Raw genomic sequence first — 21,057 nt, 5'->3', positions numbered from 1 at the left:
TTCTTAATCTTATTTTTTTATTTAAAACTATAAATAATTATTTAAATCATTTATTTTTTTGGTTTTTTATGTTTTTTTTTGAAGTTGTGATATTTTTTTAATTCATTTATTTTTTTGGTTTTTTATGTTTTTTTGAAGTTGTAATTATTTTTTTAAACGGGACTGTTGAAAACTATTTTAAAACTTTCTTTTATAGAATTTAAAATAATTATTTTTATAATTTTTTATAAAATTTTATAGATTTCACAAAGCCATTTAAATCATTTTTTAAAATTCTAATTCACTATTAAAACTATGATTTTTAAAGATTTTAACTTATTTATTAAAAACTTAAATAGTTTCTTGATAATATAATTATATATAAAACAATAAGGGTAAAGTATGCATAAAAATTCTTATTTAAAGATTGAATGGTTTAAGGAAAATTATTTAAGTACTGATGAAAATCTTAAGATTCTTAATTTGGCTTCATTTGACAGCACTGGAGAATTTGATTATAAAAAGATTTTTGATGAAAAAAATTGGGAATATCATTCCTTGGATAATAAGAAAGACACAAAGGCAGATATTATTGTCCATGATATTTATAATTGGTATGAGATTGAGGATGATTCCTATGATGTGATTTTTTCCAGTCATTTTTTTGAACATTTGGAGTTTTTTTGGCTTACATTAAGTCAAATGGAACGTGTTTTAAAGCCTAATGGAATTATATGTATTGTTGTCCCATCTGCTGGTGGAAAACATGATTATCATATGGACAACTGTTATAGGTTCCATACTGGAGGATTATATGCATTGGCCAAATATATAGGTTTCAAGATTGAATATGCGCTTGTTGATGAGAATCCTGAAGCAAAACCCTATTTTGAAGCTTGTTTAATTGCCCGTAAGCCATAGCTTGTTTATTTGCCGTAAGCTTAAATTAAAAAATTAATAATTTTTAATATTTTTTTTATTTATTATTTTTTTAAATTATTTTAGCTTTTATTTAATATTTTTATTATTTTAGCATTTGATTATTTCATTATTTTATTATTGAATTATTTTATCAGTTTATTATTATCATTATATTATTATTATTATTATCATTATTATTATTTAACTAAAGAATTTGCTCTTAATTGCAAAAAAAGATAATGTGGAGTTTTGGTGAACTAAATGAATGATGTAAAGGTTTCAATTATTATTCCAGTTTATAATCCTGGAGAATTATTAAAAAAATCCTTGGATTCTGCATCTAATCAAAGTTTAAAGGAAATTGAAATTATTTGTGTGGATGATGGATCTAAGGATGGCTCTGCAGATATTTTAGATGAATACGCTAGGAAAGATTCACGTTTTATCATTCTCAGACAGGAAAACTCTGGAGCTGGACAAGCTAGAAACAATGGTTTGAATCATGCAAAGGGAGAATATATAGTATTTTTGGATGCTGATGACTGGATTGATGAAAGCATGTGTGAGCTTTTATATAATCATGCCAAAAATCTTGATGCTGATTTGATTTTATTTGACAATAGATGGTATTTGGAAAATGATGACGGTGATTTAACTAAAGAAAACACTCGGGATTTTATTCATTTTGAAGATTTTTCCGAAGATTACCGCTCATTTATTTTTAACTATAAATATGTTCACAATAAGGTTTTAAGCGGATTTTTCGGTGTCATTTGGACTAAATTTTACAAATCTTCATTTTTAAAAGATAATGGGATTGAATTTCCAAGGCATAAAATGTTTAATGATATAGAGTTCCATATAAAGTCCTTGTTGTTGGCACAAAAAATTGCTTATTGTCCAAAAATCTTTTATCATTATAATAAAACTGGCCACCCATCACTTCAAACCTCCTATATGGATAAAAAGGAATCTATTGTTTTTTATGATGTCATGATTGGAGTGAGGGACTTCCTTATAGAATATGGTTTTATGGATGAATTCAGATTGGACTTTTTAAACTATTCCTTCCGTCATTTCTATGCTAAGATTAATTCAATGGAGGAAGATTACAAGGAGGAATATTTCATAAAGATCAAGTCCTTCTTTGAATCTCTTTTAATCACTTCAGATGAATTTGAACAGATGAGTTTTAGAAACCTTCCAATTTATGTTCATATTGTCAATTCCAAGACTTATGAGGAATTTGTTTTAAGACATAATAATTTTGATATGGAATCATTAAATCCAAATAAATATCCTCATTTGGAGGACAGTTATAAAATTTTAAAAAATGAGAATCTCTATAATGTGGAAGAATTTGGTGAAGATTATTTGGATTATGAAAATAGGAGCCAATTGAATATAAAAAAACATAAAGAGGATTGCAATAATTTATATATTATGCGTTTAGAGAGCATGTTAAATTATGAGGAAAATATCATTTGCGAGGAAAATATCATTTGCCAAAAAAATAAAGAAATTGATAGCTTATCTAAAGAAATTGCAGATTTGGAATATTATTTAAAAAATTTAAAGAAAACTGCTGATGAATATTATAAAATTAAGGAAAATTATCGATTGATTCAAGAACAAAATAAGGAACTGGTTGAAGAAAACAATGAGCTTAAAAATAATTTTATTAATAAGATGAGAACTTTCTTTTAGCGATTAATTAATGTTTTTAAAAAGGTTTGTGAATTTTCCTTATTTTTATTCATTATCCTAATAATTTTGCTCTGTTTTAAAAAATACATTTATATTTTTAATAATTTCAAAAAATAGGTCTTTAATATTGTTAAATTTAAATAGTATGCTTTAAATATATTATCGGTGATTAAAATGAAGCATAGATTAAATTTTGATAAATAAGACCCGAATTATACTTGTTGAATGAATATTTAAAATTTTGGTTTCTAGAGAATCTAAAAAAATATTAGCTGCATATAGTTTTAAAAATTTAAATAAAACAATATTACTTTTAAAATTATATTTATAATCATGTTATTGACTTGATGTTAAATTCGTAATTAATGAAATTCAATCCAAAAAAGGATTTTGTAAATACTTTAATATTCTGAAGTTTTGGCTGCTGATCAAGTCTATAAAAATTTTTAAATTAATAATTTATTTTGTGATAGTATGGTTGAGTATGATTATTTGATAGTTGGTTCTGGTCTATTTGGATCAGTTTTTGCATATGAAATGAATAAAAAAGGTAAAAAGTGTCTTGTAATTGAAAAAAGAGATCATATAGGCGGAAATGTTTATACTGAAGAAAAAGAATGCATAAATGTCCATAAATATGGCGCCCATATATTTCATACAAACAATAAAGAAATTTGGAATTATATTAATCAATTTGCTGAATTTAATCGTTATACTAATTCTCCAGTTGCTAATTTTAATGGGGAATTATATAATCTTCCTTTTAATATGAATACGTTCTATCAAATGTGGGGTGTTAAGAATCCTGATGAAGCTAAGGCAAAGATTGAAGAGCAAAAAAGTGAAGCAAATATTATTGAACCCAAAAATCTTGAAGAACAGGCAATTTCCCTTGTTGGAAAAGACATTTATGAAAAACTTGTTAAAGGTTATACTGAAAAGCAATGGGGAAAGAAATGTGAAGAATTGCCTTCTTTTATCATTAAACGTTTACCTGTAAGATTTACTTTTGATAATAATTACTTCAATGATCTTTTTCAAGGAATTCCTATTGGAGGATATACAAAAATCATTGAAAAGATGTTAGAGGGGATTGAAGTTAGATTAAATATTGATTTCTTTGATGATAAGGAAAAATGGCTTAGTATTGCAGATAAAGTTCTTTTTACTGGGATGATTGATCAGTATTATGATTATTGCTTTGGAGAACTTGAATACAGAGGATTACAGTTTGAATTTGAAACTTTAGATATGGAAAATTATCAGGGAAATGCCGTAATAAATTATACTGATGCAGAAACTCCATTTACAAGAATAATTGAACATAAGCATTTTGAATCTTCTGAATCCCAAAAAACTATTATTACAAGAGAATATCCTAAAACTTGGGAAAAGGGAGAAGAAGCTTATTATCCTTTAAATGATGAAAAGAATTCTGAATTATTTGACAAATATCAGTGTTTGGCAAAAAAAGAAGAAAAAGTTGTCTTTGGTGGAAGATTAGGCATGTACCAATATTTTGATATGTGGAAAGTAATTGAAGAAGCTCTCAAACTAGTTGACTCTTTTGAATAAGTCAATCAAGACTTCTTATTTTTTCTTTAATATTTTTTATTTAAATTTTTATATATGATAAGTCAAAACAAGTTTAGTTTTTTTTTATTTAATCTTCTTTTTCAATGTTTTCATTTTTTTTTAAAACAAAAATTTTTTTAATATATCTTAATTTTTATTATTAAAATTTTAATATTTTAGTATATTATTTATATGATGAATAATATAATATACATTAATATAATATAGTATTAATGTAATTAACTAATGGGGAATTTTTATGAAGGCGGTTATTCCAGCAGCAGGTTTAGGTACAAGATTCTTGCCAGCTACTAAGGCACAGGCAAAAGAGATGTTACCGGTTTATGATAAACCTACAATTCAGTATGTAGTTGAGGAAGCAGTTGAGTCTGGTGTAGATGATATATTAATTGTTACAGGAAAAGGAAAACGCTCAATTGAAGATCATTTTGATAGGTCTTTTGAATTAGAACATCATTTAAAAAGAAATAATAAGGAACATTTTTTACAAGAGGTAAAGGACATTTCAGACTTGGCAGATATTCATTTTATTAGGCAAAAAAAGCAATTAGGTCTGGGGGATGCGATATACTGTGCTAAAAAGCATATTCAGGATGAACCTTTTGTTGTTATGTTAGGTGATACAATTACAAAAGGTGAAAACCCTTGTACAAAACAACTTATAGATGTTTATGAAAAGTATGGTAAGTCTGCTATTGCAGTAGAGGAAGTTCCTGATGAAAAAGTAGAGCGTTATGGTATTATTGGAGGAACAATAGTTGAAGATAATGTTTATAAAATCGATCAATTAATAGAAAAACCACCTCTTAAAGTGGCTCCAAGTAATTTAGCTATTATGGGGAGGTATTTCTTAACTCCAGATATCTTTGACCATATCGAAAATGTTCAACCTGGTTATGGTGGAGAAATACAGTTAACAGATGCTTTAGCAAAACTTGATGAAGTATATGCAAAAGTCTTTGTTGGAGAGTCTTATGATATCGGAAATAGGATTGATTGGCTAAAAACTTCTTTAAAATTTGCTATGGAAGATGAAAATGCGAAAGATGATATTTTAGACTTTATAAATAGTGAAGTTTTGTAAGAACTAAAGAAAATTAAATTTTCAATTGTGGATTGTTAGATAAAATTTCTAGGTGAATTTATGGTAAAAGTTTCTGTTGTAATACCTATATATAATGTTGAAGATTATTTGGAAGAATGTTTGGACAGTATTGTTAATCAAACTTTAGATGATATAGAGATTATTTGTGTTAATGACGGTTCAAAAGATAATTCATTAAATATATTATTATCATATGCTAAAAAAGATAGTCGTATTACTGTTATCAATCAGGAAAATGGGGGTCATGCTGTTGCAACTAATGTAGGTATGAACTATGCTAAAGGGAAATATTTATTTTTAATGGATTCTGATGATAAATTAAAATTAGATGCTTTAGAAAAAACATATAAGGTGGCTGAAGAGAAGAAAGTTGATTTTGTTTTATTTCAGGCAATTAATTATGATGATGCAAATGACAGATTTTATGAAGCAGAAAATTACAGTATGAATGAAGTTGCAAATTTTGTAGGCGACTCAATTTTTTCATTTAAAGATTTAGGGGACTTAGCATTGAAGATAGCGGTTACTCCCTGGACAAAATTATATAATAGAGAATTTATTGTAAATTCCGGCATTAAGTTTCCGGAAGGTCTAATTTTTGAAGATAATATATTCTTTTGGGAAGTTTTGATTTCTGCTAATAGTATTTATTTTTTAAAAGAACATCTATTTTATAGGCGTTGGTATGAGAATTCATCTACTATGGCGGGAGATATTCGTTTTACTGATTCAATAGCAATAAATACTATGATTATTGATGTTTTTGAAAAATATGGGGTTTTATCTGATTTATTTAAAGTAAGATTATATAATAGAAAAATTTCCTTATCATTTTTACGTTTTACACAAATTAAACCAGAATTTAAAGATAAATTTTTTGATGAATTACAAAAAAATTTCATTAATTGGGTATATACAGAAGAATTTTATCAATATTTACAAACAATTTTAATTCCTAGAAATAAATTTCTTTTAGATTCTATTCTAACTTCTAATAATTCTGAGGAACTTGATTTATTAGTAAAAAATTATGATTTATCAAGTTATATTAATTCCTCTGATAAAATTTCTGATAAGGAATTGAATAATTTAAAAAATGATATTAATTCATTAACTGAGAAAAATAATCATTTAAAAAAGGTTATAGTAAATTTAAAAAATGTTGATAATGATTTATTATCTTCAAATAGTCTTAAAATAGGTAAAATTTTAAAAAATTCTAATATAGGTGATGAGTAATGAGTTTAAAAAATCCAATTGTATCTGTAATTATGCCTTCATTAAATGTTGGAAATTATATTGAGGAATGTCTTAATAGTGTAATTAACCAAACTCTTCACGATTTAGAAATAATATGTATTGATGCAGGATCTACTGATGGGACTTTAGAAATTCTAGAAAAATTTGTTAAGAAGGATTCTAGAATAAAATTACTTAAATCGGATAAAAAAAGTTATGGATATCAGGTTAATTTAGGTCTAAATGAGGCTAATGGAGAATATATTTCCATTGTGGAAACAGATGATTATATAGATATCAATATGTTTGAAAGTTTATATAATTTATCTGAAGATTCCCAAATTGATATTATAAAAGGTAATTTTTACCATTTCAATGATGCAGACAGTAATAATCCAATATTTAAAAAAGATATTTTTAAATCAAACATTTCAAGAAATGAATCCTTTACATTAGAAGATGAAGTGAAATTTTTAGAAGGGCATCCTTCAATTTGGGCTGGAATATATAAAAAATCTTTTTTAGATAAATTCAATATTAAATTTATGGAGGAACCTGGTGGTGGATGGGTTGATAACCCATTCTTCTATGAAACAGCTATCTGTGCGAGAAGTATAATTTATACTGATGATGCTTTTTATTTTTATCGAGAATCTAACCCTAATTCCTCATCTAATAGCTTAAATGATTATAATATTCCTATGAAACGAGTATTGGAAATGTTTGATATTTTAGAGAAATATGGATGTAAAAATAACGATATTTTAGTTTCGTTTTATAATCGCTTATTTAGATATATAGAAATAATATTGGAGAACAATGGTAATTCAGATAAAGATTTATCTTATGATGTATGTGAAAATATTCATAATGTTGTAATGAAAGTTGATGAAGATATTGTCAAAACTCATATGAAATTTAATTTTCAAAAGTTATATTTTAAATATGCTTCTCCGTTATTTATGTCACGTTTTGAAGGAAAATTGAATACTTCAAATGAGGATTATAATAAATTAGTAGAAGAAAATGAGTTTTTACATTCTCAGTTAACTTATTTTAGAACACAATATAATGAAACTAATTATCAGAAATCTCAATTAGAAAAGAAATTAAATTCTAAAGAAAATTTAATAAAATATAAAAATGTGGTTGAACCAAAATTTATTAATTTAGTTCCTGAAGATTTTACTACGGATGGTTTAAAGTTAAATGAAAAAGAAAATTTTTCTCATGAATATAAGATTTCAGTAATCATGCCTGTTTTCAATGGTGAAAAATTCTTGAAAAGGTCTGTTAATAGTATTCTTGAACAAACATTAGATAGTATTGAAATTGTTTTTATTAATGATGGTTCTACAGATAATTCCTTAGAAATTTTAAAAGATTATCAAAATAATTATGATTTTGTCACAGTTTTAAATCAAAAAAATTCAGGTTCTGGAAAAGCCAGAAATTTTGGTATTCAAGAGGCAAAAGGAGAATATATAGCATTTTTAGATGCTGATGATTTCTTTATGGATAACGATGCACTTGAAAAAATGTATGATGTTGCTTTTAGTAATAATGCTAATATGGTTACTGCAAATATCAAGCATGATGTAGATAAAGAAGGCGATTTTAAACCTTTTGGACCTTTCCATTATTATACTGTTGATGATGTAATTTTACCCGAAGCATATGGAATTCCTTGGTCTTTTTATAAAAATATTTTTAAGAGAGATTTCTTAATATCTAATGAAATCTTTTTCCCAGATTTATTAAGAGGTCAAGATCCTGTATTCTTAGCTGAAATTTTAGTTAAAGTAGATAAAATCTTTGCTGTTGCAACTGATTTATATGCTTATGTTTATAATAGTGATGTTGCTAAAGCTAGTAATTATAGAAAGTTATATGATCAGTTATTACACTATAAAATGGTTTTTGATTATTTTGAAGACAATAGATTTTCTCGACGTCAAAATGAATATTTCCATAAGATTTTCTTATTTATTGGCAGATTAGATTTAGAAAATTCAAAAATGGCATTAGAGTGCATACAAGAAATCTTTAAAGACCATCCAAATTTCTTAAAAAGATTACAAAATCATCTTTATTTAAAATATATGGGATTAAATGAATTTAAAGAGCATTTAAATGGTAATCCCATAATATCTGTGATTATTCCATTTTCTGATGATGATTCAACTATCTTAAAATCAGTAAATAGTATATTAAATCAATCTATTGAAGATATAGAAATTATATTAATCAATATGGATTCTTCTGATGACTCTTTATATTTAATGGAAAATTTATCATCTAAAGATTCTCGTATAAAAATTTTATATTCCAATTATAAAGATATTGGATATGCAAATAATTTGGGATTAAGTGAATCAAGAGGAGATTATATTTATTTCTTTAAACCAAATGCAATACTCAAAGAAAATGCATTGAAAATTTTCCTTGAAAATATGACTATGAATGGTTCTGAAATGGTTTTATGTAATCGTCCAATGTCTTTAAATTCTGAAGAAATCAACTTTGATAAGATATTTACAAATGTAAATTATAATTATCATTCTTTTAATTATGATGCTATTTCCAAATTAATTTTCAATTCTTCATTTGATAATTTATATAAATTCTATAAAAAAGAATTCATCACTCTTGATTTAAAATTTTTGGAAAATGTTGTAGAATGTGAGTCTTCATTCCATATAAAGACAATTTTAAATTCAGTAAAATTATCTTATATACCTAAATTTTTGTTCGAGTATATAAATCCAAGAAAATATGGTGCTTTGAATTTATATTTAAATCAAGTTGATTCTAAAGTATTTACCGTTTTTGATATATGTGATAATGTTGAGGAATTTTTAAAAGAAAATAACCTTTATGAAACTTTTAAAACAAATTTTGATATTTATAAAATTAATCTAATCACTTCCTATTTGGATGTAGTCAGATTTATTGGAAGTCATACTTATAATAATCATAAAGAAAGAGATTTATATAAAAATAATTCTAAAGTATTAGATTATGCAAATTATTATGGTTCAAAATCAGAATATTTGGGATTGGATTATTCATTTGCTGAAAAATATTTCACTAAAACTAAAGAGGAATTTAATAAATTAAATTATCGTGATATGAAATTTGTTTATTTGGATAAACATAGATATTCTATCTGGGAAAATTTATATAAATATCAATCAGTATTGAAATCAAATTCTTATAAAGAATATATGAAAATATCAAATTTTGCTACTGTTGAAAAACTAAAAAGTAAACATAATTTATTATTAGAAGAAAAAGATGAAATAATCTCAAAAAATAATATTGGTGATTTTAGAGAACTTAAAACGAAAAAACAATTATTAGAAGATGAAAATAATAATCTGAGAAAAGAATATTGGAAATATAGGAATTTATATGATGAAATATTAAATTCTGATGCTTGGAAAAGTACAGAATCATTAAGAAAATTTAAAAAACCTTTTAAAAAATAATATTTGGGAGATATAATGTCAAAAATTAAAATTTCAGTTATTATTCCTGTTTTTAATGTTGAAAAATATCTTAGCAGATGTTTGGATAGTGTAATTAATCAAACTATGGAAGATATTGAGATAATTTGTATTAATGATGGTTCTACAGATAACTCTTTAGATATTTTAGAACATTATTCTACATCAGATTCTAGGATAAAAATTTATTCTCAAGAAAATAAAGGTGCGGGAAATGCGAGAAATAATGCAATAAAACATGTTTCTGGAGAATACTTATTTTTCTTAGATGCTGATGATTTTTTAAAACCCACCTCACTAAAAGAATTATATGATGTAGCAATTGAAAAATCTGTTGATTTTGTAGTATATAGATTAATAAACTATGATGAAAATACTAAAGAGATTTATGAAAATGAATATTATAATATGGATATTATATACGAAAAAGTTAAAGATAATATTTTCAATTTTAAAGAATTAGGTAATTTAATTTTTAAATTTGCAGTTACCCCTACATCTAAACTATATAATACAAAGTTTTTTTTAGATAATAACTTTAAATTTCCTGAAGATATAATTTTTGAGGATGAAATATTATTTTATGAATTATTATTAAGATCAGAAAAAATTTTTTTCTATCCTAAACATTTATATTACAGATGTCGGAGAAATGATTCCATTATTTCATCAAAAGATAAAAGATATATTGACATTATTGAAGTAAATAATAGGATTATTCAAATTTTTAAAGAATTTAATCTTTATGATACATATAAGCATGATTTATGTAATAAAAAAGTAGGTAGCACTAATTTTAGATTAAATCAAGTTGAATCTAAATATGCTAATCTATTTTTTAATAAAATTAAAGAAGATTATATAAGTATTTCTGATTATGGAAGAATATCCAAAGATTTTTATAATGTTTTAAGTCAAAAAAATAAGAATATTTTCAATATGGTTTTGAACTCCACAAATTTTTTTGATTATAATATAAGTATCAAACTATTAAATTTATTTGAGTCATATAACCTAAAAAATATGAATAGTCAAATTGAACATATTAAAGATTTATCAATTTCGTCTAATGAAAAAATAGAAAAATTATCTTCTTTTAATGAAGATTTAATTACTAAGATTGATGAGTTGTCTTCTTTGAGGGATGATTTGGTTTCAGAGAATGAGAGTTTGGTTTCTAGGGTTGATGAGTTGTCTTCTTTTAAAGAAAAAATTATTTTGGAGAAAGATCATTTAAATAAATTAAATAATGATTTGATATTAAAAAATAAAGTTTTAAGAAAAAACAATTTAACAATTTTAGAAAATAATGAGGAATTAGAAAATAAATTCGAAAAATTAGATATTGAATTAAAAAATTTATTGATTTCATATAATAAGCTTCAGGAAGAAAATAAACACTTATCAAATTATAATAACAAATTATTATCTAGAAATATTTATTTAAAAAACTCTCTTAAATATTAATTTAGAACTTTATTTAGATTAGGAGTAATTTAACTAGAAAATTTTAATGTTAAAATTATTTAATATTATAAATTCCTTACTTTTTTTATTATTTTTTTTATTTTCTAGTGGTTTTGTTGCATTTTATTTTTTTTTGAGTTATCAATTTTTTTTACTAAATTATTTTTTCACATATAAAAAATTTATTTTGTCATTATTTTTAAATTCATTTAATTAAAATTATAATTAAATTAAAAAAGAGTAATTAAGAGTAATCTTTATTCATTATGAAAAACAGAAAGATAATAGTATAAAAAAATAATACTATTCTTTTCAATTTAAATTTGCACATAGATTTTGTGTTTAAGTTAGAAAAAATTAGAATATGTATGTAGGAGAAATAAAAATGAAAATTACAGTTGCAGGTGTAGGATATGTAGGACTTTCACTTGCTGTTTTACTTGCTCAAAAACATGATGTTACAGCTATTACAACTACAGAATCAAAAGCAGAAAAACTAAATCAATTTATTAGCCCTATCCAAGATGATGAGATAGAAAGATTCTTTAAAGAGACTCGTGAGGGGAAGCGAAAATTGAATCTTTATACAACCACAGATAAAGAATCTGCTTACAAGAATGCTGATCTTATAATTATAGCCACACCAACAAATTATGATGATGTTAATCATTTCTTTGATACATCTGCTGTTGAGGACGCTATAGAATGGACTCTTAAAGTTAATCCTGATGTTCTAATGGTTATAAAGTCAACAATACCAGTTGGATATACTGAGTCAGTTCGTGAAAAGTATGGGGTTAATAATATCATATTCAGTCCAGAATTCCTTCGAGAATCAAAGGCACTTTATGATAATCTTCATCCAAGTCGTATAGTAGTTGGATGTGATGATGATCAGAAAGAGGAAGGGCAGATGTTTGCAGATCTTCTTTTAGAAGGTGCCAGAGAAGAAGAAAATAGATCAGGATCTGATAAACAGGATATTCCTATATTATTAACTCATTTAACAGAATCTGAAGCTATTAAGCTTTTTGCCAATACTTATCTTGCAGTAAGGGTAAGTTACTTTAATGAACTTGATACCTATGCTCAAACCAAGGGATTAGATACTCGGATGATAATAGATGGAGTGTGTATGGATCCACGTATTGGCGGACATTATAATAACCCTTCATTTGGATATGGAGGATATTGTTTGCCTAAGGATACAAAACAGCTTTTGGCAAATTATAAGGATGTTCCACAGACTATGATAAAAGCTGTAGTTGATTCAAATATGGTTCGTAAGGATTTTATCGCAGATCAGATTATTTCAAGGAATCCGGATACTGTGGGCATATATCGTCTTACTATGAAAAGTAATAGTGATAATTTCCGTGCATCAGCTATACAAGATGTTATGAAACGTATAAAAGCAGAAGGGATTTCTATAATTGTCTATGAACCAACTTTGGATGATGGAAGCGAATTTTACAAATCAAAAGTGGTAAATAATCTGGAATGTTTCAAGAGTGAAAGTGATGTCATTCTTGCAAATAGATTTGATGCAGACATTCTTGGTGACGTTATAGATAAGGTATATACCAGAGATTTGTTTAGAAGAGATTAGAATATGTAAAAAACTTTTAACTGGTTTTAATACTGTTTTAATTTTTTTCTAAAAATTATTTAGGGGCTTGACGATTTGTTCTAGGATAATTGTTGTATGGCTGTTTTTGAGTTAAATCCTTGTGATACTATCAGTGCTCCTAAAAATACATTTAAATATTCTGTTTGCCTGATTTTAGTGTATATTTATGGATTTCTTTTATATTCAAACCTTGCTTTAAGAATTTGAAAAAAAATCTTTGATTTCCCCCCCCTAGCTGGTTTGAATTTTTTCCATGAACTAAATTTTTCTAATAATTCTTTTTTTTTTTAATCGATTAAAAGTCTTTATTATTAATATTTTCTTATGTTTGTTAAATATGCTGAAGGATAAGTTAAACTATTATCAAGTCTTGTTTTGTTAAATTTTTCTTTTTGGAAAATGAAAGGGACAATTTTAATTTTGCTGATTCTCATTTGGTAGTTTTTTTAGTTGTAATAACCTTTATTAAAGGCTAATATATCTCATTTTTTAATTTATTCCTCTTTTTGAGGGTTTTCTAAATTTTTTTTTTAAAAGTTTTTCATCATTTGGAGTTTCAGAATGGATTAAAATACAAGGGATTCATGAATCGTAATTTATTACAACAGTTGCTTTAAATCCAATATAAAAGCCTTTAGATTAAAAAACTCCATTTTGAGATTTAATTTTTGCTGATGTTCTTTAGTCTTTTTATTTCGGTGTGAAATAATATCTACATCTACTGAAGTTGCATCACAATAAAAGTCTTTTTTCCTTTCCTTTTTACTATATTTCTTGAATTTATATTCTATTTAAGCTTTTAATGAGTTTTTGATAGTTCATTTTATGAGAAATTTTTTTCTTTCGACAGTCAAAACTTCAGAAATATTAAAGTATTTACAGAGTCCCTTTTTGGATTGAAGTTCATTAATTATGAAGTTATCGTTAACTTGCTTATAAATATGATTTTAAATTTAAATATTGTTTTATTTAAATTTTTAAATTCATATGTTGCTAAAATTTTTCAGATTCTTTAGAATCCATAATTTTTAATATGTCTTTCAATAAACTATAGTTTGGGTCTTTTTTATCTAAATTTAATCTACACTTCATTTTAATTACTATTAATACATTTATTAAGTATAAATTAATTAAATTTAACGATATTTAAGAACTATTTTTTTTAAATTACTAAAAATATTAATGTATTCTTTTAAAACAGAGAAAAATTATTAGGAGAATGAATAAAAATAATTAAAATTCATAGGAATTTTCCGCCAAAAAATTCAGACCCCTAAATAGTTTAACAGAATCTGAAAAAGAGCAAGTTCATGAAATTATTGGTGTTTATTTTATGAAAAATAGGAACATTTATTTATTTGAAGGTGAAAAAAGTAATTTTAAAGTGATTAATAAGTTTGATTTAGAATTGGCTGAATTTATTTTGTCCAAATAATTTTTTAATTCCACTATTTTTATTTTTTTTATTTTTTCCAATTAATGTTTTCTTCTATTTTTTTTTGACATTCTTGTTTAAACATTCAAAAGATGTATTTTTTAAATAATTTTAAAAAAAGAAAAAGAAGGAGTTAGTTTATTACCATCTGCTGAATCCTTCTTTATGTAAGTTCATTGTGTTTATAATGTTTTCACAACTCTTAATAAAGTAATCACTATCATCATATTTAATATTATTACCACTTATTAAATAATTTTGATCATTTTTATTAAAGTATATTTTAGCATTATAATTTTCAGAACCTTCTTCATATATGAAGTATACAGTAACTCCATTTTTATTTAAAGTTTGATTGGATGTTATGGCTTCATTTTTTGATAATTCCTCATTTTTTATCTTTTCTAAATTTTGAGAATTATCTAATTCGAATACATGTATTGTTATGCCTTTAGTACTATCAATTAAATCAACAGAACTTTCATTTACGCTTACATTAGTAAAACCTTCTAATTTTGTAAAAGCACTGTTTTGCATAGTGATGATTTCTTCAGTATTTCCTCCAATATTAAGATTATCCTCAGAAAAGACAGGCAATACATTTAATCCATTATATGAAAAGTTAATGCTTACATAAATAATAATTAATACAGCAAGTAAAGCATATAGCTTTTTTAAATTATCCACTTGATTCACCTGTTAATTTTTAAAATAAATTAAATTTTTTTTAAAGTTTTATAGTTTTAAATTTGTTATTTAAAATATATATCTTTATGTTTTTAAGTTTTTAAATTTTTTATTTTTCTTTTTTTAAGTTATCTATTTATATTTTTAAAAATAGATATATACTTAATGAAAAATGAATAATGATTTTATAAAAATTTCCTTTTATTATTCAATGCTAATTTTAAATTTATTCAGTTATTTGTAATTAATTATAAATCTTAAGCTTAGTTAATATTTATATTAATATTAATCATTAATAATTATCATTAAAAATTAATCATTAATAATTAATCATTAATCATTAAATATTTATTTGCTTATTTGTTTAATCAAAAAATAGGGGATATTGGGTTGGTATTTAGATTTTCTGTTGTGATGGCGGCTTATAACTCTGGAGAGTATATAAGGGAAGCTATTGATTCACTTGTCAATCAAAGTCTGGACTTTAAGGAAAATATCCAGCTTATTGTTGTAAATGATGGAAGCAGTGACAATACTGAATCAATTGTTCGGGAGTACATTGAAGCCTTTCCGGATAATGTCCTACTTGTCTCAAACAATATCAACTGTGGTCCTGCACATGCAAGAAACATTGGCCTTTCACTTGCTGAAGGGGAAATAATCAATTTCCTTGACAGTGATGATTATATCTCAAAGAAGACCTTTGAAAGGGTTGACATATTCCTTGACGATTACCAGTATGTTGACATGGTTGCAATTCCTATCAAGTTTGCAGGTGCAAAACGTGGAGATCATCCGCTTAACTACAAGTTTAAAAGCAGCGGCATTGTAAACCTTTTGGAAATTCCTGAATTTATCCAATTGTCTTCAGCTTCAGCCTTCTTTAGAAGGGAAGTTATCAAAAACCGTGAATTCAACAGAATCAAGTCTCCATACATTCCTTCAATTTCCGAAATCCACAATGAGTCTGCACTTGAAACGGATATGGAACCCTATATTAAGGGGAAAAGCCTGAATTATTATATTCCTGTTGTATTCAATGAAAATCTTTCAGTTTCAGAGGATGCATTGCTCATCAATCAGATATTGCTTAGAAATCCTCTTTTAGGTTTATTGAACAATTGCACATATTATTACAGGAAAAAGGAAAGTGAAAACACCTCCCTAATATCAGATTCAGCTAATCACAAGTCTTATTTTACAACAAGAATCGACGAGTATATGATTCGCATCATAAATGATTCACTTGATCTCTATGGTCAGGTTCCTGAATTTATCCAGCATATTGTGATGTATGACCTTCAATGGATTATGGAAATAAGGCAAATCAATCATCTTCTTTCAATCGATGAGATAATGGTCCTTTATGATAAGATAATCTCAATACTGTTCTATATAGGGGACAAGGCCATCTTCAAGCAGAGGTCAATCCCATCAATACTGAAGGCACACATAATTCTTATAAAGTATTTCAAGTGGAACTATCTTGACAGAAAGACCTTTGGTTTCAATCAAATTGAGGACAGCTATTATGACTCCCTAAACAACAATCTTATTCCATATATGGGAAAGAATGAGCTTTCATTCATCATAAACTATCTGGAGTTGAATAAGGTCTATCTGGACATTGTTGAATTTAAAAATCCAAATGAACTCTATGTTTCAGGCCATATTACAAGCTTTTTCCATAATGACTTTGAAATCTATGCCGTATTAAGTGAGAAGGACAAAAATTCCCAATATACAAATGAGGAAATCTATAAGGTTAAAAGGGTGAATTACCCTCAAAGGGACAATCTTTCACTTAACTTCAACTATGGCTACAACCATGACTTTGAAGTGAGGATTCCAATTTATAGAAATGACCTTATTGTCTCATTCAGGACAAGCTTTAGAAATCTCAATGAGGTATGCCGTGACTTGAAGATGGATGTGCCTAATGAAGGTTCTCCGGATTACTTCAACCATCATGACTTAAGCTTTTCAGGTGACCTTCTAATTGACTACAATCACACTTCAGGCCTTTCAAGGATTTCAAGCTACAAGATATCCAAGGATTATATTCTCATTGACAATGGAAGCAATATTGCAATCAGAAAGAGAAGCATATTCAAGATATTGAAATTTGAGTTTTTCACCCTTGTTTCCATTCTTGCAGATAGGAAAGAAGGTTGGAGAACAGGTTTTGTTTTAAGAATATTATACTTTATCTATTATCCTTTCTATAGGAATAAAAGGATTTGGATCTTTTCAGATCTTCCATATGCTGCAGATGACAATGGATTGCAGCTGTTCAAGGCAGTCAATGAATTTGATAAATTAAGCCTTGAGGAATTTAACAGAACCCTTGATTTAGAGGAATCCATCCTCTCAAAGTCCAGAAAGCCATATAAGGCAGAGCTTTTCGAGGGAAAGGAGATTAGATTGATTGATTTAATCAAGGACCTCTTCAGATCAATTAGGAATATTAGGAATAGGGAAGAGGAGGCTGACACAAGGGTAAGGTTTATTGAAAATGGTTCACTTGACTTTAATCCAGATTCTGATTTTAATGAGTCTGACTTGCTTGACTTTGATAATGCATTTAGGGAAAATCATAATAGTTTTCTTAAGGGTCAGGGTTCTGCTTTAAATGATTATTCTGATTCTAATTTAAGTGCTGATTCAAATTCTAATTTAATGGTTGATTCAGATTCTAATTTAAGTGTTAATCTTAATTCTGTTGATTCTGATTCTAATTTAAGTCTTGGTCGTGATTCTGTTGATTCTGATTCTAATTTAAGTCTTAGTCGTGATTCTGATGATTCAGTTTCAGATGCATTTACTGAATTAAATTCAGATGATAATTCTGAATTGGTCCAGTCTTCATCTTCAGATTACATTAGGATTCGATCCAAAAGAATCAGCAAGCCCCAATTTGTCAAAAGCATTGATGGAAAGTTGGATGCCAAGTATAATGAGATTCTTGCAAATCTTGATTCCAGGCTTGATGACCGTGTGGATGATGTGAAGGTGAAAATCAAAAGCACTGATGTCAAGTCCAGAATTAAAGGTCCTAATCTAAGGCGCAAGGATGAGGAAACTGATTATTATCAAAAGAGGGATCTTCTTTGGACAGTTATGAACTATGATTATATGGCCTTTTTAAGGGAAAACAAGTTTACGTATTTGATTAATTATATTCTCTATAGGATTTCCAAAAAGTTCTTTGTAAGAAGGGATACTGCAGAAATTGACAATCGTAAAATCAGGAAGTATTTTACTTTGGAGCAGTCCACAAGCCATTTCAACAATATAAGGCACTTGGAAAATCAATACATTGCAAGTTCCACAAAATCCAAGATTAGAAAGCTATTGGCTCGTGAGAAGGAAAGTGGAGAATACAAGTACATAAAGGGAATCGGCAATGTCATTGCTTACAAGTCACTTAAGCACAGGATTCTTTCATTATATGCAGAGGTGATTGTTTCATCCCATCCTGACAACAACTTAATCTATCCTTTCTATGGCAATTTCCCACATCTTGCAGGTTTTGTCAAGTCTAAGACAGTTTTCCTTCAGCATGGGGTTACAAAGGATAATGTTTCATACTGGTTAAACCGCTTTGACAAGAACCTTTCATTTATTCTGACAGTGTCAGATAAGGAAAGGGAATCATTTTTAGAGCCTTACTATGGTTATGATGAGGACATAATAAAGGTTTTAGGTTTTCCAAGATTCGATTATCTTGAGGCTCTTGATGATAGGCATGAAATAGTCATAATGCCGACATGGAGAAGGCACCTTCACAACAATGGCCCTGAAGAATTCCACTCCACAAGATTCTTCAATGTTTTCAACAGTCTCATAAATGATAAGGAACTTCTGGACTGTCTGGATAAGGCAGGTTACAGGCTGGTTTTCAAGCCACATCCTAATCTAAACAAGTACATAAATCTTTTTGATAGGGATTCACGTGTTGAATTTGATTTAAGTGACTTGAATTCAGATTCCGACAAGTTCACATCAAGAAGATATGCGGATATTTTCAATCATTCCTCATTGCTTGTAACAGACTTCTCTTCCGTATCCTTTGACTTTGCATACATTAAAAAGCCTGTTATTTATTATCAATATGAGAATGACTATCACTTTGACAGTGAAAATGGCTACTTTGATTATGAATCAATGGGATTCGGGCCTGTCATTGACAATCATGAGGAATTGATTAAAGAGATTAAGGATTATGTTGATTCAAGCTGTAAGATGGATGAAAAGTATAAAAAACGTGTTGATGAATTCTTTAAGTTTACTGACAGAAACAATTCCAAGAGGGTTTATAAGGCAATCTTGGAAATGGACAAGTATTATTAGGGTTTTTTAAAGAATCATTTTTAAAAGTTTTTATAAATTTTAAAATTTTTATTATTATTTTAAAAGCTTTTATATTTATTTAAAAAGTTTTTATATTATTTTAAAAGTTTTTATAAACTGTTAAAACAATTAACTTGATTTTATGATTAAACATGAATTTAAATAATTTAGCTGTTGAATTAGAATATTTGGAGTTGTTAAAATATATTTATTGCATAGAATTTATGGATTAATATTCAATCTTTGCAGGATTTTTCCATTGAAAAAGAATAGGGTGGCATTCATTACCACCAGAAACGCTTCCTTTGAAAGCAATCTAAAATACGTTTCAGAGGAGCTTAAAAACTATAGAACCAGTGATGGAAAGGAATATGAAAGCGTATTTGTTCCTAAAGATGTTTTTTCCATATCAAACATTCGTAAATTGGCCTGTTCAAGATATGTATTTTTAACAGATAACTTCTTTGCATTGGCATTCATGAGATTTAACAGCAAAACCAAACTTATTCAGTTATGGCATGGAACAGGAGTCTTTAAAAAATTCGGATATGAACTCCTGAATGAAGATGAAAAGAAGGTAATGCTAAAGTTTTCAAACAAGATAACAAATCTTTTTGTAAGCAGTAAAAACGTTATAGACATCTATGCAAGGAATTTTGCAATAGACAAGTCAAAGGTTATTCCATTGGGCATTCCAAGAAATGACTATTATTCAAAGGAGCATTTGGATAAGGATTATGTAAGGAGTCTAAAGGCGGAATTTGAAAAGGTTTATCCAAATATTAAGGGTAAAAAGATAGTTTTATATGCTCCAACATTTAGGGAAGTGCCTAAATACAATAATGTTTTTGCTTATTTTGACATTGAAAGGTTTATTGATGAGTTAGGGGATGAATATATTCTATGCATTAAGTTACATCCTAATTACAAAAAGTTTTGTGACAGTGACAATCAGATAGATCTTGAAGAATTGGCTGAAAAATATAATATTGTAAATTTTACCCAATTCAAGGATGAGCAACAGCTTTTCCTAATATCAGATATTCTCATTACAGATTATTCATCAGTTATGGTGGAATACACTCTTTTAAATAAGCCTATTATATTGTTTGCCTATGATTTGGATAATTATTTGAATAATGAAAGAGGATTTTATTTTGATTATAAAAAACATGTTCCCGGAACCATTGTTCAGAATACTGATGAATTGCTTGAGGCTATAAAAAATAAGGACTTCAATATGGAGAATCTTCATGTCTTTGCCAATTACCAATTTGATTATTTTGATGAATATTCATCTAAACGCATTTTGGATTATGTCTTAGAGGATTAAGTCATTTTAATTTATTTTTTCTATTTTTTTATTTATTTTTATTTATTTTTACTTATTTTTACTTATTTTTACTTATTTTTACTTATTTTTACTTAT

At 26.6% G+C, this 21,057-nt stretch carries 11 protein-coding genes and 1 pseudogene; 10 read left to right on the top strand and 2 right to left on the bottom strand.

Annotated elements, in window-relative coordinates; genetic code table 11:
• Positions 1 to 381 precede the first annotated feature (381 nt).
• The 8 genes from Q0138_RS05880 to Q0138_RS05845 all read left to right on the top strand — a co-directional run bounded on the left by Q0138_RS05880 (position 382) and on the right by Q0138_RS05845 (position 13,132).
• Positions 382 to 900 (top strand): methyltransferase domain-containing protein, encoded by a 519-nt coding sequence (locus tag Q0138_RS05880; protein WP_297982008.1) that lies wholly within the window; start codon positions 382 to 384, stop codon positions 898 to 900.
• Between the two features lie 261 nt (positions 901 to 1,161).
• On the top strand, positions 1,162 to 2,607 hold the full coding sequence (locus tag Q0138_RS05875; RefSeq protein ID WP_297982006.1) for a glycosyltransferase: 1,446 nt from the start codon (positions 1,162 to 1,164) through the stop codon (positions 2,605 to 2,607).
• Between the two features lie 474 nt (positions 2,608 to 3,081).
• Complete coding sequence (gene glf / locus Q0138_RS05870; RefSeq protein WP_297982004.1) at positions 3,082 to 4,182, top strand: UDP-galactopyranose mutase; 1,101 nt, start codon at positions 3,082 to 3,084, stop codon at positions 4,180 to 4,182.
• A 259-nt stretch (positions 4,183 to 4,441) separates the two neighbouring features.
• Complete coding sequence (gene galU, locus Q0138_RS05865; RefSeq protein ID WP_297982003.1) at positions 4,442 to 5,287, top strand: UTP--glucose-1-phosphate uridylyltransferase GalU; 846 nt, start codon at positions 4,442 to 4,444, stop codon at positions 5,285 to 5,287.
• Positions 5,288 to 5,347: 60 nt separating this feature from the next.
• Positions 5,348 to 6,547 (top strand): glycosyltransferase family 2 protein, encoded by a 1,200-nt coding sequence (locus tag Q0138_RS05860; protein WP_297982001.1) that lies wholly within the window; start codon positions 5,348 to 5,350, stop codon positions 6,545 to 6,547.
• Entirely contained in the window at positions 6,547 to 10,038 is a 3,492-nt protein-coding gene (locus tag Q0138_RS05855; RefSeq protein WP_297981999.1) for a glycosyltransferase family 2 protein, read from the top strand. Before Q0138_RS05860 ends, Q0138_RS05855 begins: the two co-directional genes overlap by 1 nt.
• Before the next feature lie 15 nt (positions 10,039 to 10,053).
• Positions 10,054 to 11,523 (top strand): glycosyltransferase, encoded by a 1,470-nt coding sequence (locus Q0138_RS05850; protein WP_297981997.1) that lies wholly within the window; start codon positions 10,054 to 10,056, stop codon positions 11,521 to 11,523.
• A 385-nt stretch (positions 11,524 to 11,908) separates the two neighbouring features.
• Positions 11,909 to 13,132 carry a nucleotide sugar dehydrogenase gene (locus tag Q0138_RS05845; RefSeq protein ID WP_297981995.1) on the top strand — a complete coding sequence of 408 codons (1,224 nt, stop codon included), beginning with the start codon at positions 11,909 to 11,911 and terminating at the stop codon, positions 13,130 to 13,132.
• 80 nt (positions 13,133 to 13,212) lie between these two features.
• Here Q0138_RS05845 and Q0138_RS05840 read toward each other — a convergent pair.
• Both Q0138_RS05840 and Q0138_RS05835 read right to left on the bottom strand, forming a co-directional pair.
• A pseudogene (locus Q0138_RS05840) lies at positions 13,213 to 14,245 on the bottom strand (IS5/IS1182 family transposase).
• Between the two features lie 484 nt (positions 14,246 to 14,729).
• The gene (locus tag Q0138_RS05835; protein ID WP_297981993.1) at positions 14,730 to 15,275 is read right to left on the bottom strand and encodes a hypothetical protein; all 546 of its coding nucleotides are present in this window, start codon (positions 15,273 to 15,275) and stop codon (positions 14,730 to 14,732) included.
• Between the two features lie 390 nt (positions 15,276 to 15,665).
• Between Q0138_RS05835 and Q0138_RS05830 the strand changes: the two genes are divergently transcribed.
• Together Q0138_RS05830 and Q0138_RS05825 are read left to right on the top strand one after the other, a co-directional pair.
• Complete coding sequence (locus Q0138_RS05830) at positions 15,666 to 19,628, top strand: CDP-glycerol glycerophosphotransferase family protein (protein ID WP_297981991.1); 3,963 nt, start codon at positions 15,666 to 15,668, stop codon at positions 19,626 to 19,628.
• Between the two features lie 211 nt (positions 19,629 to 19,839).
• Entirely contained in the window at positions 19,840 to 20,961 is a 1,122-nt protein-coding gene (locus Q0138_RS05825; protein WP_297981989.1) for a CDP-glycerol glycerophosphotransferase family protein, read from the top strand.
• Positions 20,962 to 21,057 lie beyond the last annotated feature (96 nt).

Origin of the sequence: uncultured Methanobrevibacter sp., from assembly GCF_937906425.1 — an archaeon.
Lineage (GTDB): Archaea > Methanobacteriota > Methanobacteria > Methanobacteriales > Methanobacteriaceae > Methanobrevibacter.
The sequence above is the reverse complement of the archived record's forward strand: the minus strand, read 5'-3'. Positions and strand labels throughout refer to the sequence as shown.

Excerpts from the sequence above, each read along its gene's own strand:
- Q0138_RS05880 (WP_297982008.1), top strand. The coding sequence starts at position 382 with ATGCATAAAAATTCTTATTTAAAGATTGAATGGTTTAAGGAAAATTAT.
- Q0138_RS05875 (WP_297982006.1), top strand. The coding sequence starts at position 1,162 with ATGAATGATGTAAAGGTTTCAATTATTATTCCAGTTTATAATCCTGGA.
- glf (WP_297982004.1), top strand. The coding sequence starts at position 3,082 with ATGGTTGAGTATGATTATTTGATAGTTGGTTCTGGTCTATTTGGATCA.
- galU (WP_297982003.1), top strand. The coding sequence starts at position 4,442 with ATGAAGGCGGTTATTCCAGCAGCAGGTTTAGGTACAAGATTCTTGCCA.
- Q0138_RS05860 (WP_297982001.1), top strand. The coding sequence starts at position 5,348 with ATGGTAAAAGTTTCTGTTGTAATACCTATATATAATGTTGAAGATTAT.
- Q0138_RS05855 (WP_297981999.1), top strand. The coding sequence starts at position 6,547 with ATGAGTTTAAAAAATCCAATTGTATCTGTAATTATGCCTTCATTAAAT.
- Q0138_RS05850 (WP_297981997.1), top strand. The coding sequence starts at position 10,054 with ATGTCAAAAATTAAAATTTCAGTTATTATTCCTGTTTTTAATGTTGAA.
- Q0138_RS05845 (WP_297981995.1), top strand. The coding sequence starts at position 11,909 with ATGAAAATTACAGTTGCAGGTGTAGGATATGTAGGACTTTCACTTGCT.